The organism is Microcoleus sp. B4-C2, from assembly GCF_036705265.1.
Taxonomy (GTDB): domain Bacteria; phylum Cyanobacteriota; class Cyanobacteriia; order Cyanobacteriales; family Microcoleaceae; genus Microcoleus.
Map to the genome: position 1 here is coordinate 5,507 of NZ_JAUBUB010000103.1, position 16,812 is coordinate 22,318.

General features: G+C 43.4%; 10 protein-coding genes and 2 tRNA genes. 7 read left to right on the forward strand and 5 right to left on the reverse strand.

What is annotated here, in order from left to right; translation table 11 throughout:
• Positions 1–73, forward strand: a tRNA-Met gene (locus QUB20_RS23800).
• 74 nt (positions 74–147) lie between these two features.
• A tRNA-Met gene (locus QUB20_RS23805) sits at positions 148–224 on the forward strand.
• A gap of 308 nt (positions 225–532) precedes the next feature.
• Here the strand turns inward: QUB20_RS23805 and QUB20_RS23810 are convergent.
• The 3 genes from QUB20_RS23810 to QUB20_RS23820 form a co-directional block, all read right to left on the reverse strand.
• A complete protein-coding gene (locus QUB20_RS23810) occupies positions 533–721 on the reverse strand; it encodes a DUF2949 domain-containing protein (protein WP_015178546.1) in 189 nt (62 codons plus the stop codon).
• 234 nt (positions 722–955) lie between these two features.
• Positions 956–1,360: a hypothetical protein gene (locus tag QUB20_RS23815; protein WP_333246123.1), complete on the reverse strand. Its 405-nt coding sequence runs from the start codon at positions 1,358–1,360 to the stop codon at positions 956–958.
• Between the two features lie 271 nt (positions 1,361–1,631).
• Positions 1,632–1,823, reverse strand: a complete 192-nt coding sequence (locus tag QUB20_RS23820; protein ID WP_333246125.1) for a hypothetical protein — start codon at positions 1,821–1,823, stop codon at positions 1,632–1,634.
• Between the two features lie 187 nt (positions 1,824–2,010).
• Here QUB20_RS23820 and QUB20_RS23825 point away from each other — a divergent pair, with 187 nt between their 5' ends.
• Positions 2,011–4,899, forward strand: coding sequence for a PAS domain S-box protein (locus QUB20_RS23825; protein WP_333249984.1), 2,889 nt, complete (start codon positions 2,011–2,013; stop codon positions 4,897–4,899).
• 122 nt (positions 4,900–5,021) lie between these two features.
• Here the strand turns inward: QUB20_RS23825 and QUB20_RS23830 are convergent, their stop codons facing one another.
• A complete protein-coding gene (locus QUB20_RS23830; RefSeq protein ID WP_333249982.1) occupies positions 5,022–5,612 on the reverse strand; it encodes a rhomboid family intramembrane serine protease in 591 nt (196 codons plus the stop codon).
• A gap of 470 nt (positions 5,613–6,082) precedes the next feature.
• Between QUB20_RS23830 and QUB20_RS23835 the strand changes: the two genes are divergently transcribed.
• From QUB20_RS23835 to QUB20_RS23845, 3 genes are all read left to right on the forward strand, one after another.
• Positions 6,083–6,460: a Mo-dependent nitrogenase C-terminal domain-containing protein gene (locus QUB20_RS23835; protein ID WP_333246131.1), complete on the forward strand. Its 378-nt coding sequence runs from the start codon at positions 6,083–6,085 to the stop codon at positions 6,458–6,460.
• Positions 6,461–6,821: 361 nt separating this feature from the next.
• Positions 6,822–7,118, forward strand: a complete 297-nt coding sequence (locus tag QUB20_RS23840) for a hypothetical protein (RefSeq protein ID WP_333249980.1) — start codon at positions 6,822–6,824, stop codon at positions 7,116–7,118.
• Positions 7,119–7,253: 135 nt separating this feature from the next.
• Positions 7,254–8,372: an endonuclease NucS domain-containing protein gene (locus QUB20_RS23845; RefSeq protein ID WP_333249978.1), complete on the forward strand. Its 1,119-nt coding sequence runs from the start codon at positions 7,254–7,256 to the stop codon at positions 8,370–8,372.
• Positions 8,373–8,437: 65 nt separating this feature from the next.
• On the opposite strand, the gene bchB is transcribed toward QUB20_RS23845, so the two are convergent.
• Positions 8,438–9,964, reverse strand: coding sequence for a ferredoxin:protochlorophyllide reductase (ATP-dependent) subunit B (gene bchB / locus QUB20_RS23850; RefSeq protein WP_190659189.1), 1,527 nt, complete (start codon positions 9,962–9,964; stop codon positions 8,438–8,440).
• A gap of 1,082 nt (positions 9,965–11,046) precedes the next feature.
• On the opposite strand from bchB, the gene QUB20_RS23855 reads away from it, so the two are divergent.
• The gene (locus QUB20_RS23855; RefSeq protein ID WP_333249976.1) at positions 11,047–16,560 is read left to right on the forward strand and encodes an AAA family ATPase; all 5,514 of its coding nucleotides are present in this window, start codon (positions 11,047–11,049) and stop codon (positions 16,558–16,560) included.
• Positions 16,561–16,812 lie beyond the last annotated feature (252 nt).

Below are 16,812 nucleotides of genomic sequence, written 5' to 3' on the forward strand. Positions count from 1 at the left end.
GGATAGAGCAGCCTGGTAGCTCGTCGGGCTCATAACCCGAAGGTCAGTGGTTCAAATCCACTTCCCGCCACCAAATTCAAGCGAACCCTGTAATCTTTAAGGTTTCAGGGTTTTGTTTTTGGAAACCACTAGAGAGAGAGAAAGCGACGCGGGATAGAGCAGCCTGGTAGCTCGTCGGGCTCATAACCCGAAGGTCAGTGGTTCAAATCCACTTCCCGCCACCAAATTAAATAAGACAAGCCCCGGCATCCTAAAAGTTGCTGGGGTTTGTTTTATGCCGTCTGTTTGATGCCGTAGGCGATCGCCTCTTCGACAGATTGAAAACAGTTTATTTTAGGCGGCAACAAAAATGAGGACACAGCACTGCTGTGTCCCTACTGTAATATTTGGATTTTTATAATTGGGACAAAATAAGACCCACCCTCAACCTAAACACTCAACCCTATACTTTTCGACGACCGTTTGTGCAAGCTTTATTTGTTAAAAAATTGCAATCCCATATCCATTTTTTTTAAATCAGGATTTTAAATTTCTAAGTCGGCTGAGCTTCCAACCAATCAAAAATCAGGTTTAACTGTTCCAGTGTCACTAACCCGTACTGCCACAGAACCATTGGCAGTTCGCTGGCATCTTGTTCACCGTGTCGGAGAGCAACGGCGATCGCCGAATTCGATATCGCCAACTCTCCCCGCAAATAATCGATCAGTTGAGCCTTTCTCATCACCTTCACCGCCAGTTTTATGCGATTTTGTAAAGATATGTAGCTAATCAGTCTGTATCGGAAGTTTAATTGGTCTAATTTTAGGTTCACAATAGAGAACCTTGTGTGATGGAAACCGCACAAAACTGGTGATAAAACTCAGATAAAAAAGCGATCGCAGTCACAATAACTCCGAGAATCAAATATGGGGTTCCGCGAACGCTCGTTTGCTTCAAATGAATTCATTTAAAATTGCTAAAGTCCTAGCTGAATCTGAACTCCCGCTTCTGTACCGCTGTCGGTTTGTTTGGGAGGTAAAGGATTTCCTTGACGCTGGGCGTCCGAAGGAGTAGTAATAAATTCTAATGGGCCCTCGATTTTGAGGCGAAATGTGTCGCCCAAGCTTCTTTCCCTTCTAGAAGAATTAGCCGCCGTTTCTGGTTCACCAATCAAGTTTTGGTAGTCCGAATCTAAGGTTCTGTCCTCCACAGTCCTCAACGAGTCCCCAGATAAAGTCGTTTCCGAATATTGGGGCGCTGGTTGCAGTCTTTGTTGGGCGAGAACCGCCGGGGTCAAACCGATAAAAATTGAGCTCAGTCCGAGAGCAGTGCCAAGAGTAGCAATAACTGCGTTCATCATCCATGCCTCCGCTAGTTGCATCCTACTATCCTTATTTTACCCAGTCGCAATTAAGTTGTACTCTATCAAAAGTAGCTGCTTGTGGAGATATCAATTAAATTTACTGTCAAAACTTATAACTTTCGATCGCGCTATCGGTCAAATATAACTGACGCAGCAAGGGGGTTTAAACGCCAAAATACGTCATTTCAGACATGAGTCAACCAAAAACTCTATTGGTTTGATTAGCGCGCCTCATGAGTGGAAAAATAGTTAGTGCTTGACGCACGGGCGGCGATCCATCGGTTGTTTTTCACGAAAATAGTTCGTTGCAGACCGCCAAAAGGCTAAAAAAACCCGGTGCGATCGCCAATGCTCCCAAAGCGGACGATCGCGCTAAGATGGCGGTGGCAGTCGTTAAAAATTCAGTTGCCAGGGGCAGATTCCGAGTTATTAACAGCACTTCGCCTACTAAAACCATCTCAACTTCAAAACCTGCGCTCATCAAGTTGTACTTGACCAATAATTTCAAAGGTGGTACCCGCCACGTGATTTATACGTGGAATCAATCCAAAATCCAAAATCTAAAATCCTCAAGCCCCCGGATTTATCTCGTGCAAGTCAATTCTTTAATCTAAAATCTAAAATCGAATGACCGGAATGTTGTGGGTTCATAATAATTCTGCTTTACCATGCCAATCAAATATCTGACAGACCCGATTTTAAAAATGTCGCGCAAAGTGCCAATTCGCATCGTCCTTGTTGTGCCTTTTGCACTCCAGACTTTCGCTGCTGTAGGGTTGACGGGGTGGCTGTCGTTGCGGAACGGGCGCATAGCCGTCAACGATGTTGCCGCCCAACTGCGGACAGAAGTCACATCGCGTATCCAGCAACATATTAACAGTTATATTGAAACGCCACACCAAATCAATCAGCTCAATCTCGATGCCATCCGTCTTGGCATTGTGAACGTGCAGGATAGTGATAGTTTGCAACGCTACTTCTACAAACAAATCAAAATTTTTGATAAAATTAGCTACATTCAATTCGCATCCGAAGAAAAAGATTTTATTGGAGTGGAACGCCTCGACGACGGCAAGTTGCAAATTCAGATTTCTAATCAATCTACTGGCTATAACTTTCACACCTACGCGCCGTCCGAGTTCGGGGAACCAACCAAGCTATTAAAAACTACTCTCAACTACGACCCCCGCGTCCGACCTTGGTACATAGCTCCGGTGCGCGCAGGCAAACCGACTTGGAGTAAAATCTATAATTATTTTGACGCTCCCAAACTAGCGATTACGGCGGCTGTACCAGTTTATGGCGATGATGGTAAACTGATTGGCATCCTGGGTTCTGACTTGGCACTTTCCAAGCTCAATCAATTCTTAGAAAGTCTAAAAATTGGCAAATCAGGACAGACTTTTATTGTAGAAAGGTCGGGGCAATTGGTGGCAAATTCTACTCTGGAACCGCCATTTATTGTTAGCAATGGTGTTGCAAAACGGATTGTGGCAACGAGCAGCAAGAATGTTCTCATTCGATCGACCGCCCGCTATTTGACTGAACGCTTCGGGGATTTGCACAAAATTGACAGATCTCGCCAGTTAGATTTTACGATCGACGGTCAACGGCAATTTCTACAGGTGACGCCGCTTTTAGACAGCAGGGGCCTCGACTGGTTGATTGTGGTGACGGTTCCTGAAGCCGATTTTATGGAAAGGATTAATGCCAACACTCGGTATACTGTGGTGATGTGTCTGGGTGCTTTGGTGCTGGCAACGGCGATTGGCGCTCTGACTTCTAGGTGGATTGTTGTACCGATTCGGCGTCTGAGCAAGGCTGCGGAGGCTTTGTCCCGGGGAGAATGGGACGGGATGGCGGTAGATTCCCGCTTGATGGCGTCTGTAGAGCGAGAGGATGAGGTGGGTGTCCTGGCTCGCTCTTTTAATATGATGGCCGCTCAATTGGAAGAGTCGTTTACTACTCTCGAAGATCGGGTGGAATCTGCGATCGCCGACAAAAATCAATTAATTATTTCTCTGAAAAAATCGCAGCAAAAACTGGCTCTCCATCTTCACCAAACTCCTTTGGGAGCGATTGAATGGAATCTAAACTTTGAAGTAGCGGAATGGAATTTGTCAGCGGAAAGAATTTTTGGATACAACCGCTTGGAAGCTATGGGATGCCACGGAGTCGATCTCATAGTTCCTGAAAATGCTAAGGAGTATGTCAGGCAACTATCTATAACTTTGCTCACTAATAAAGGAGGAATTAGTAGTATTAACGAGAACATCAGAAAAGACGGAAAAATTATTCTTTGCGAGTGGTACAATACGACTTTGGTTGATGCTGATGGCAGCATTATCGGGGTGGCATCGCTGATTCAGGATGTGACTGAATTTCACAGTGCTGTGGGGCAGTTGCGGGCCAGCGAGGAGCGGTTTCGCCAGTTGGCAGAAAATATTCATGAGGTATTTTGGATTAGAGAACCCAATCAAAAGCAGCTAGTTTATGTGAGCCCTGCTTGCGAGAAAATATGGAATTTGAGCTGTCAGAGTTTGCAGTCAGAACCGGAGGCTTTTTGGGATGCTATTCACCGGGAGGATCTCGATCGCGTCAAGGCTGCTTTTGCGAAACAGGGGCGGGGCGATTATGATGAGGAGTATCGGGTAGTGCGCTCGGACGGTTCAGTTTGCTGGGTGCGCGATCGGGCTTTTCCAGTCCGCAGCCAAACCGGAGAAATTTACCGCATCGTCGGTATTGCTGAAGATATTACCCAGCGAAAATTAGCAGAAGAATTCCAAAAAGTCGCTCAAACCGCTCAAGCTGCAAACCAAGCCAAAAGCGCCTTTTTAGCTAATATGAGCCACGAATTGCGAACTCCCCTCAACGCGATTATTGGTTACAGCGATATGCTCACAGAAGACGCCGAGGATTTAGGCTGCGAAGATTTTATCCCCGACTTGCAAAAAATTCAAACTGCCGGTAAACACTTGCTATCTTTAATTAGCGACATTCTAGATATTTCTAAGATTGAAGCGGGGCGGATGGAACTTTACTTAGAAACTTTCAACCCGGTTAATTTAATTGACGAGGTAGTTTCTACTGTCAAACCCTTGGTAGATAAAAATTCAAATAAGTTTGAAGTTGATGTTGCTGACGACTTGGGAATGATGTATGCTGACATTACCAAAACTCGTCAAATATTGCTCAACCTGCTGAGCAATGCAGCCAAATTTACGGAACATGGCACTATTACCCTCTGTATTGAAAGAGTTAAACATGACAGCTTAACCACTCAAGAAATAGCAGAACCTTCCGACTCAATAATTTTTCGCGTAGCTGATACGGGCATTGGGATTCCCCCCGAACAATTGCAGCATTTATTTCAAGCATTTATGCAGGGCGACGCATCAACTACGCGCAAGTATGGCGGCACGGGTTTGGGATTGACTATTAGCCGTCACTTTTGCGTGATGATGGGTGGCGATATGCAGGTTGAAAGCGAGTTAGGTTGCGGTTCGGTTTTTACTGTGTGCTTGCCGGCCCGCGTTGAATTATTGGTCAGCAGTTAGTCTTGCTTTCCGGGAGGCAATTGTTACACAAGAAACCAGGTTTATTGACAAAAAAGCTACGCTTTTAGATAATTTATGAGCAATAAACCAAGGTGATGATAGGATGCAGCCTCAGTCTTATTCTAGCTAATTCGCCGTTTCTGCCGCCCCAAAAGTTGAGCTGTTAATACCCCGCCGACGAAGCCAAAGAAATGCCCTTGCCAGGAAATTCCCGGCTGCGAGGGCAAAACTCCCCAAATTAAACTGCCGTAGAAGAAACCGACAATTAAAGATACCAAAATAGATGTAAAGCTGCGTTCAAAATAGCCCCGCAGCAGCAAGAAGCCGAAGTAACCAAAGATTAATCCGCTGGCACCAATGTGAACGGAATAGGGCGCGCCAGTCAGCCAAACTCCGAATCCGCTGACTAGCACAGTGACGGCACTCACGATAAAAAAGTCGCTAATTTCTCGCAGCATGATCAACCAACCCAATGTCACAAAAGGGAGGGTATTGGTGGCTAAGTGAGCAAAACTGCCGTGCAGAAAAGGCATCAACAGGATGCCTTGAAGTCCGTCGAGGTTGCGGGGGCGGACTCCGTAAGCATTCAGCCTGCCTCCGAATAGGAATACATCGACAATTTCGATAATCCAGAGGAGGGAGACGAAGCCACCGAGAATGGCGGCGTGGCTTTGCAATTCGCGGGTGATAGCTTTGGTTTCTGGGTTACTCATGGGTGGTGAGGACGGTGATACCGATTATTTCTCATTGTAGAAGTTTCTGAGCGATCGCGAGCAAAGATAGTTGGGGCGAGGTTTCAGGGTTGTTTGCAGCAGAGCTTATTTAAAAATATAATAACTTTTATTAAAAATTCCGCATTTTCACGTATAGGATAATTCACCTCGATGCGTCACAATTGTAATTGAACTACAAAAGGAGACTCAACCCAAGGTTGAAGCTAAAACGTAGAAGACAGAATTTTTACCCTCTCAATCAATTGTTGGGCTTGAAATGAGGACACTTTTTAGAGCGCACACCGCCTTTTAAAAAAATCAGGAACAACTTTTCTCGCCCTAAGTCATTAATTTAAGAAGTTCAATCCGGTAAAGCAAAACGAGATGCTGTAGATACTGATTGTAGATAATATCGCACAAGCTCTACAGAGAGTTCTTGGCACCTCGTTATAAAAGAGGAAGAGAGCAAAATGAACGTATTTGATCATACAGTCTCCTACCGAACTCTGCCACATTGGGTAGGATTTGGCAAACAAGAAACCGCCGTTAATGTCGCTACAAATTCTCAGCCTTACGGTCAAAAGCCACACTTTGACCCCTTGCATCCGCTAAAACAATGGCTTGATAACACTGCAATTAAAAGTCAAAAGTTGGCACGGTTTCTGTGTAAGTATATTCCCAGCCAGTGTCCGTTTGAGCGAGAAGTCAAAATTGGCGATCGCACTTTATTATCCATTCCGCCGCTGTGCAAGTTAAATCCGCTTTACGAGCAAGTGGTTGGGCTGCGCTTTCGAGCTTTGTGTTATTTGGCTGACGAATGTGGCGAAGATGTAACTCCTTATTGTTAATTCTGCAAAAACTTAAGTTTCTCACTGTCTTTTCACCCTCCCTTCTCCTTGTTGGGGAGGGTTTTTGTTTTGTGCACGCTTTCCGGGATAAAAAGTGCGCTCAAGAAATTGATCGCACTTTAGATCAGCATTCAATCAATTATTTTTTTTCGTAAGTGATAGTTATATCAAGCGTGGTGGTTTGGGAGGTTTTCGTAGAGGTTGACATAATTTTTTGCATGAGAGCAAGATTGGCTCATCTGATATTGTAGAAATTCTCCTCGTGGGCGATCGCACGCTTGTTGGAAAAGGGCGAAGGGCGATCGATTCTGTCTCAGGTTAAACTGAATCTAGCGATCGTGTTAAGCAAGGAAAAATAGCCGTGATTCCTATCCAAGAACAAATTGTGGACAAACTGAAAAATTTCTCTGAAATCGAATTGCAAGAAATCCTCAACTTTGCTGATTTCCTGTTATGGCAGCGGAGAAAGCAAGAAGTAGCTTCACCGCCAGATGAAACTGGCAATAGCCAACCAGCAAATATGGATGAAGAGTGCGACGTTCATTATGTTAGTGGAGTTTTAGTCGTCAAAGCATTGTCAATAAAAAATCTAGAACTGATTAATTGGGATACGATTATTCCCGATATGCGCGAAGAAAGAATCGGGAAGTTTATCTAAAATGAACATTATTAAGGCGATCGCATTTGGTTTGAAAACGCAAGCGTTGATGATGAAAACTAGAAAGTATTGATTGACGGAATTCCTCTAATGTGATATGTTGAAGTTTATATTTATTACATCCATCAACTTAATATGACTAAGCCATTTCAAAGAATAATGCAAGCCGAGGATTTGCTAGAAAAAGCTAAGCGTCGCGAACAACAGTTGAGAATTAAATCTAGGCAGCGGTCCTTACACGGAAAGTCTATTAGAACTCCTGCTATTAACACTATACTGAAAAAATCAGGAAACAAATGGGGATTTGGAAGTGAAAAAGCCTTGGAAGATTTTGTATATGATAACTTGGATTGTTTGTTTGGACTAACACCTTTGAAGCGTCAACATACAGTTAACGGAGAAGTTTGTGATATTTTGGCAATAGATGAAAATAAACAGTTAGTAGTGCAAGAGCTAAAAAATGAGGCAGATAGAAGTCTTATTCAGCAATTAACTCGTTATTATAGTAATGTGATTCAGTTTAAACCCTACGATCGGGAAATTGATTATATCAAACCTATTAGGTTGATCGCGATTGCACCTAGCTTTCACAAACAAAACTTAATAGATATAAAGTACAGCCAACTATCTTTTGAGTTATTGAAATTTGAGGTAATTCAAGAGGAGAATAAACTTTTTATAAATTTTAATAATATAGATACAGGTCAATTTTTTAGTGCAGAGTTTCAACACAGTAAAGAAGATATTTGGGATATAGCAGCAAATTTACCGGAACCACCCAAAGCATTGTCTAATATTATGGCAGAATGCACTTCTGATCATCAGGAAAAAGTTCTTAAAATTAGAGAACAGATTCTTTGTTTCCATGAGAAAATTCAGGAAATCACTGCTAGTGGTGTTGTTAAGTATGGTCGCGGTCAAAGTAAAATTTGTGCTGAAATTCGTCATAGCAGTTCATCAAAAATGAATCGGGCTAATTCATCAAATTATCCGGGAATTTACTTGTATCTACCCATCCCTGATAAACAATCAGTAAGTTACAGGCAACCTCTAGGCAGAATGCAAGTCCTTGCTGATGAGTTGCAGAATGTTATCTTAGCAGGCTATATCCCTCAAGGTAAAAGAGGGGTGTCAACTTTTTATAACTTTCAAAATTTTGAAAAGTTTATAAACCCGGCAACTGTAACAAACCAATCTACACAATTAGAATTTTTGATAGACTTAGCTTTGGAAAACTGGTTGGAAAGATTTTAAGTTTACTAAGATTGGGATTCAATAGATTAGCAGTGAGGTGGGCAAATGCCCACCCCAACAATAACCTACGCGCCGACAGATTCCTTCGCTGCGTAAAGCACCTCAACGGTAATCTTATCAATCCCCCGATCGCGCGCAAACTTCTCAGTATTCCGCTTCACCTTACCCCGCACAAAACCGGGGATTTTATTCAACTCAGCTTGTCCATCCTTCGTCCAACCCATATCAGAGTCAGCCGAAATACCCTTCGTAATCACTTCCTTGGTATCGTGGCCGCCGAAGATTTCCAGCAAGTGGTCTTCCATTCCCAAAGTGAAGGAATTGTAGACCAAATCTACGCACTGATTCGTGCCTTCATAACCCAAAAATGGCTTGTAGCCGATCGGGAAATTTTGGACGTGAATCGGTGCAGCAATTACGCCGCAGGGAATATCCAACCGCTTACCAACGTGACGTTCCATTTGCGTACCGAAAATCGCCGAAGGTTCCGCTTTGGCGATCGCATCTCCGATCGCCCCGTGATCGTCCGTCACCAGCACTTCATCGCAATACTCGCTTACCTGTTCCCGGAACCAATCAGCATCGTGTTTGCAGTAGGTTCCAGCCCACACAACGTGGATTCCCATCTCGCGAGCCAAAATCTTCGTCATCGCCGCAGCGTGGGTATTATCGCCAAATACGACGGCTTTTTTGCCCGTTAAGTTTTGGCAGTCGATCGATCGCGAAAACCAAGCAGCCTGCGACACAAATCGAGTTTGTTGGTCAATAAAATTTTCGTAATCAACATCCGCACCTTGAGCATTCAAAACTTGCTGAATCTTGCGGATACAGCGCGCAGTTTCTACCACACCCATCGGCGTAATATCCACCATCGGCGTACCGAATTCTTTTTGCAAATACTCCCCAGCCATCATCCCCAATTCCCGATAAGGAACCAAGTTAAACCAAGCGCGCGGCAGTCTTTTCAAGTTGTGAACCGAAGCACCTTCGGGAATAACTTCGTTGACTTCAATGCCCAAATCTGCCATCAAACGCTTCAACTCAGTGCAGTCGTGCTGGTTGTGGAAACCCAGGGTAGACATACCGATAATGTTGACAGATGGTTTTTCGCTTTTGGCTTCTACTAAATCGCCTTTTTTGCGGGCTTTGTTAATGTAAAATTGGACGATTTGATCTAAAGTGCGATCGGCAGCTTGCAGTTCGTTTACCCGATAATGGTTAACATCCGCCAGCAATACATCGCCTTTGGCATCCAATTGAGCTCGTTCCACGAAGTTTTCCAAGTCTTCTTGCAGAATGCTGGAGGTGCAAGTCGGGGTGAGCACGATCAAATCTGGGTGTTCTTCTCTGTCTTTGCGGGTGATGTTGTCCACCACCCGTTCCTGCGAACCCCGCGCCAGTACGTGTCTGTCAACGACGCTGGTAGTTACCGGGGTGAAATCCCGTTCCCTCTCCAGCATGGAACGCATGACGTTGAAATAGTCGTCTCCAATCGGTGCGTGCATGATTGCATGGACGTTTTTGAAGGAAGTGGCGACGCGCAAAGTGCCGATGTGGGCTGGGCCTGCGTACATCCAATAAGCCAATTTCATAGTTTTTTTCCTGGTGCTGGTTGAGAATTGCCCGATCGGGCGATTACTGCTAAATTTTAAGGTTGTTTCTGATTTTCTCACCGGATGAATCCTTTAGAAATAGTAACTTTCTGAGGATTTACAAATTGGGGAAATGCTCAAACGCTTTACCTGCTGGGGATTTGGCTCGTCATCCAAACAAATTGACCTGAGTTTTATGGCAATAATTCTTAATCTTTCCTAAGATTTTCTTCAGAGTTCGGCAAATTCTATCGCCCTAGGGTTCGCTGCCGCGCACCAGACAAGGTGCAATAATTTTGCATTTTTTGTCAAATTTACTCTGCTCAAACAGTCAATCGATTTTAGATTTTAGATTTTAGATTTTAGATTTTAGAATTGAAGCATTGACTTGCGCGAGATAAATTCGGGGGTTTGTTTATCGGATACAGGTTTTTTATTTCTGGGTCCTCAGTCTGCGAAGGAATGAATCCGGGGACTTGTATTCTGGATGCTTGATTGTCAGTTAGTATTGTTAATCGATGGTCAAAATAGATAGAACTGAAGGAAATTTCAGATTCCGAAGCAACACTTACTTCCCTCAGCGCCTCGGTCGCGAATTATAGTTAAGATTTGCACCGGTCGTTTTTTTGAAGCACCGCAAATTCCTACCCGATCGCCGGAAAAAATAAATCTTTCAGCACTTGCGTATTTTCACGAGATGTGGTGAAGCTCCACGAAAGTCAAGCGATTGCTTGGAATCTGAGATGATTTAGTTGTCAATATGGCGATCGAGCATTAAAGTAAATCGTTGCACAAATCCTGTATTTGTGATTTTGTTTACCTAACTGCTGAGGTGACGAAAGCCCCAGCTTGCATTTGTCAGCAGTAGCTCATTCCTGTCAAGGCCTGCTTTCCCACACATCCCAAAAGATAGCTCTTGAGCGATAATGAAGAATAACATAGGATTTACGAAAAGAAACCCGATTTACACGAAAAAATCTTGGGTTTGTCAACGACTAGCAACGAAGAAACCCGGTTTCTAGCCCGCCGCGCGTAAGTCCTGTAACATTGACCAAGCACACCTAATTTGAGAGAACCCAACTATGATGGCAATTCCCGGCGTTGCAGTTCTCGCTCTCATTTATGAAAGCAGCACTTCCCTGGTTTACCGCGGCCACAACGAGCAGAACAACCAACCTGTTATTATCAAACTTATCAAAGAAGACTATCCGACTCCCGAAGAACTGAATAGATACAAGCGCGAATATGAGATTACTGCCAACTTAAGCCTGTTGGACGGAGTTGTGAAAGTGTATAAGTTGCAACAGGTTAGAAATAGTCTGGCAATGATCTTAGAAGATTTTGGCGGGGAATCTTTAAAAATATTTATGGGTTCCCAAAAATTTACCCTTTTAGGATTTCTGACTACTGCCATCAAAGTTGCTGAAACTTTGGGAGAAATTCACGGAAAAAATGTAATTCATAAAGATATAAATCCCTCTAATATAGTTTTTAATCCTGCTACAGGACAAGTGAAACTCATAGATTTCAGCATCTCAACAGCATCCAACCTGGAAAATATTCCCAATAAAAATCCTAATTTTTTAGAAGGCACTTTAGCCTATATGTCGCCCGAACAAACCGGCAGAATGAACCGGGTAGTCGATTACCGCACCGACTTTTATTCCCTCGGCGTGACCTTCTATGAAATCCTGGCAGGACAACTCCCTTTTCCCACTACAGATCCCATGGAGTTAGTTCACTGTCACATAGCCAAACAGCCAGTACCTCTCGCTGAAATAGCCGCAGAAATTCCTAAAACTGTTTCAGATATTGTGATGAAATTGTTAGCAAAAACCGCTGAGGAGCGCTATCAAAGTGCTTGGGGACTAAAAGCAGATTTGGAATCCTGCCTGTTTCAGTGGCAAACATCTGGGTTTGTTTCCGATTTTCCTCTCGGCAGCCAAGATATTTCAGACAAATTTCAAATACCTCAAAAACTTTACGGCAGACAGCGAGAAGTTGAAACTCTTTTAGCGGCCTTTGAACGGGTAGCAGCAACAAATAATCGAGGCTACCGCACCGACGATTCTCAAATTTCTGTCATCAAAAAAGAGAGCAAATCGAAAAAAGAAATTCCCTTGTCAGTTTTGGCGAGAGGACAGCATAAATCCCGCAGCGAGATGATGCTGATTGCCGGTTATTCCGGCATTGGCAAATCTGCAATGGTGAAGATTTTAGACAAACCGATTACCCGCCGACGTGGATATTTTATTTGGGGAAAGTTTGACCAGTACAAGCGGACTATTCCTTACTCTGCCGTTGTCAGCGCTTTTTCGGAATTGGTGCGGCAACTGTTAACTGAAAGCGAAGCTCAATTAGCAGTTTGGCGCGAAAAACTCCGCACTTCTTTCGGGCAAAATGGGCAAATTATTATTGATGTCATCCCCGAAGTTGAACTAATTGTCGGAGCTCAGTCTCCTGTAGCTGAATTGGGGCCGACGGAATCTCTGAACCGCTTTAATTTAGTATTTCAAAATTTCATTCGCGTATTTTGCCAGCCAGAACATCCGCTGGTCATTTTTCTCGACGATTTGCAGTGGGCTGATTCGGCTACTCTCAAATTGATCGAGTTGATGATGACAGATGAAGCTACGCAATATCTGTTTTTAATTGGTGCTTATCGGGATAATGAAGTTAGTCCTACTCATCCTTTAATGATGACTTTGGAGACGCTGCGAAATCAGGAAGCTATCATTAATCAGATTGCTTTGTCGCCGCTGGGGGTGGAAAACATAACTCATTTGATTGCGGAGACTTTGCACAGCGATCGAGAATCTGTCAAACCCTTAGCTGAATTGGTAATCAGCAAAACCGACGGCAATCCTTTTTTTGTCAATCAATTCCTACAAACATTGTATCAGGAAAACCTGCTAATTTTTCACCCGCCACAGTCGGGGAGCAAGGGCGGCTGGCATTGGGATATGACTCAAATTGAGCAGTGTGCTATCACTGACAATGTAGTAGATTTGATGGTACAAAAATTGAGAAAACTGCCAAGCTCAACGCAGCAAGTTTTGCGTTTGGTGGCTTGTTTGGGCAACGAATTTGACTTAAATACTCTTTCTTTAATTAATGAAAAAGAAGCTTCGGAAACTTTTTCTCACCTGTTGCCGGCGATTAAGTCTGGACTGATTCTGCCAACTTCGGAATTGGAAAGCAAGTCATTAGATTACGTGCTGTTTCCGCTATTAATTCTGAATTATAAATTTTTGCACGATCGCGTACAGCAAGCCGCTTACGCTCTGATCGACGACTCGCAAAAAAAGGCAGTTCACCTGAAAATAGGCAGGCAAATCCTAGAAAACACTCCGGCTGAATATCGCGCTGACAGAATCTTTGAATTAGTCGATCACTTGAATGTGGCTCGATCGCTAATTAAAGACGATCGAGAATTAATTGAACTGGCAACCCTGAATTTAGACGCGGCCCGCAGAGCCAAAGATGCCACTGCTTATGTTGCTGCCTTGCAGTATTTAACCGCAGGCATGGACGGTTTGAGCGCCGATATTTGGGATGCCCACTACGATTTAGCCTTTGCCTTGCACATGGAGCGGGCAAATGTTGAGTATTTAAACGGTTATTTCGAGAATTCTGAAGAATTTATTAATATAACTCTGGAAAAAGCGCGATCGCCCTTAGAAAAAGTAGAAATTTACAACCTGCTGATCGTGCAGTACACCCTGCGGGCAAAGTACGAAGAAGCCGTTAAAGCCGGAATCAAAGCTTTGGACTTGCTCGGAATTGACTTGCCCCTAGACGGGCTGCAAAAAGTCATATCCGAAGAATTTGCAACAGCCACGAATATTTTAGCAGGTAGAGAAATAGCTTCCCTAATTGACGCCCCCGAAATGACTGTACCCGACAAAAAAGTTGCAGTCAAATTAATTACCAACTTGCTGACATCGGCGTACCTCAAAAATCCCGACTTGTGGAAAGTCAGCGTTTTAAAAGGAGTCAATCTTTCTCTACAATACGGTTTAGTACCCGAAGCCTCTCTTTGCTATGCTGGCTACGGTATGTTCTTAAACGCAGTTTCGGGAGATTACAAAGCTGCGTATCAATTCGGCTTGCTCTCGCTAAATCTCAGCGAAAAATCGGGCAATATCGGCTTAAAATGCAGAGCCTGTTCATCCTTGGTCAGTATTTTTTATTACTGGTTCAACCACATCAAAGATTCCCACGCAATCAGCAATGAAGGATATCAAGCAGCTTTAGAATCAGGAGATTTAGAGTATGCGGGTTATATCCTGTCCAACCGCATAGCTAACTCATTTTTTCAAGGTAAAGAAATTTCGCAAATTCTAGCCGACACGAGCAGGTATTTGCAATTCAGCCAAAAAACAAAAAATCAGCTCGTAACCGATATCTTATTAGGGGTAGAGTTAATCCTGCGTAACTTGAGCAAACTAACTCCTGAAAAGTTTGTATTTGAAAGCGAAGATATCAGCGAAGCTGAATACGTACACAACTGTCAAACTCATCAAAATTTGTACTCGCTCTGCCTTTATCAGATTCGCAAATGCCAGGTAATGTACTGGTACGGCAACTTCAACGAAGCGCTACAACTAGCTTTTGAAGTAGAAAAACAGCTATCTTTTATTACCGGAGCGATACCCGCTACTGAATGGAATTTTTTCTTTTCTCTAACTTTAGCCGCCGTTTTCCCAAATGTTTCAGAAGACAAGCAAAAGGAATACTTGGAAAAGTTAGAGGAAAACCAAAAACAGATGAAAATTTGGGCAGACAACTGTGCCGAAAATTTTCTGCACAAGTACCTTTTAGTACAAGCAGAAATAGCCAGAATTTCCAAGAAAGATTCAGAAGCTGTAGAACTGTACGATTTCTCTATAAATTTAGCCCAAGACAATGAATTTGTCCAAAATGAAGCGCTAGCTAATGAACTAGCAGCTAAGTTTTGGTTGAGTAAAGGCAAGTATCAATATGCCAAAATCCACTTGCGCGAAGCTCACTCGTGCTACTTGCGCTGGGGTGCAGTTCGCAAAGTAGAAGATTTAGAACAGAAGTATCCGCAGTTGCGGGAAATGACGCCGATCAACGGAAGTTTTAACAACAGTCAAACTACCACAACTATTCATACTTCTACGGGAAGCGATGCGAGAGTGCTGGATTTGGCAACGGTAATGAAAGCATCTTTGGCGATTTCTAGCGAAATTGTCCTCGATAAGTTGCTCGCTTCTTTGATGAGAATATCCTTAGAAAATGCAGGTGCTCAATTAGGTTTTCTGATTTTAGTCAGAGATGGCAAACTGTTGATTTCAGCTAAAGCGTCAGTATTTTCTGAAGATGTAGCCGTGCTGCAATTTACCCCTGTTGAAGGCTATCAGGATTTACCGGTGACGGTGATTAATTATGTGGAAAGGACTCGCTCAGATTTGGTGTTGAGCAATGCGGCGACTGAGGGACTATTTACAGCAGATCCTTACGTCGCCAAACACAAACTGCAATCTATTTTGTGTACTCCTATCATCAATCAAGGCAAACTAATCGGAATTCTTTATTTAGAAAACAATTTGACTGTCGGAGCATTTACTCCCCACAGATTGGAAGTTTTAAGGTTGCTTTCTTCCCAAGTTGCTATTTCTTTGGAAAATGCTCTACTTTATAATTCGGTTGAACAGAAAGTGCAAGAGCGGACGCAGGAGTTAAATGAAAAGAACGAGCGTTTAGAACAAACTTTGCGCGAACTTAAACTAACTCAAGCTCAATTAATCCAAACGGAAAAGATGTCTAGTTTGGGGCAAATGGTTGCTGGTGTAGCTCACGAAATTAATAATCCTGTAAGTTTCATCTACGGCAATCTTAATCCGGCTAGCGAATACGTTCAAGACTTGCTAAAATTGATTGAGCTTTACCAGCAGCACTATCCAGAACCTGCTGATGAAATTTTAGAAGAAATAGAAACTATTGAGCTGGAATTTTTGAGCGAGGATTTGCAAAAGCTGCTGGATTCCATGAAAGTAGGAGCGGAAAGAATCCGGGATATTGTGCTAAGCTTGCGGAATTTCTCGCGCCTCGACGAAGCGCAAATGAAGTCGGTAGATATCCATCAAGGCATCGACAGTACGGTGATGTTGCTGCAACCGCGCCTGAGAAAAGAGGGCGGGCGTTTGGGAATTGAGGTGATTAAAAATTACAGCACGCTACCCCTAATTACTTGTTATGCGTCTCAGTTGAATCAGGTATTTATGAATATTTTGACAAATGCGATCGATGCTCTCCTCGTAGCCAGAGATAGCCCGGAAAACTCTCATCAACAGCCTACGATTACAATTTCTACAGAGGTGACAGACAGGAATTCTGCCATAATTAGAATTGCCGACAGCGGGCCGGGGATGAGCACTGAGGTGCTGCACAAGATATTCGATCCATTTTTTACAACTAAGCCCGTGGGTTCGGGAACTGGTTTGGGATTGTCTATTTCTCACTCGATTGTTGTCAGTTCTCACGGTGGAAAATTGACTTGTGTTTCTGCACCAGGAGAGGGAAGCGAGTTTATTATTGAAATTCCGATCGCGCCCAGGCAAGTTTTGTAATCGGCGCTACTATTAACCCACAGCATTGCTGAAAGAGTAATGATGTTTCAGGGAAAATGGAATCATAAACGTCTTTACCTCTCTTTATTTGCGTAAATCCGCTTGCGCCGTTCGTGATTGTTGACGATTCTGCGAAGCTGAGTGGGCATCGCTGTTGCAGGAATTTATAAAATAAGTTAGGAGCGCGAATTAAATAACTTACAATTTTAATTGTTATTGTGGGATGGGCGTCCCGCCCGTCCAAAAAGGACG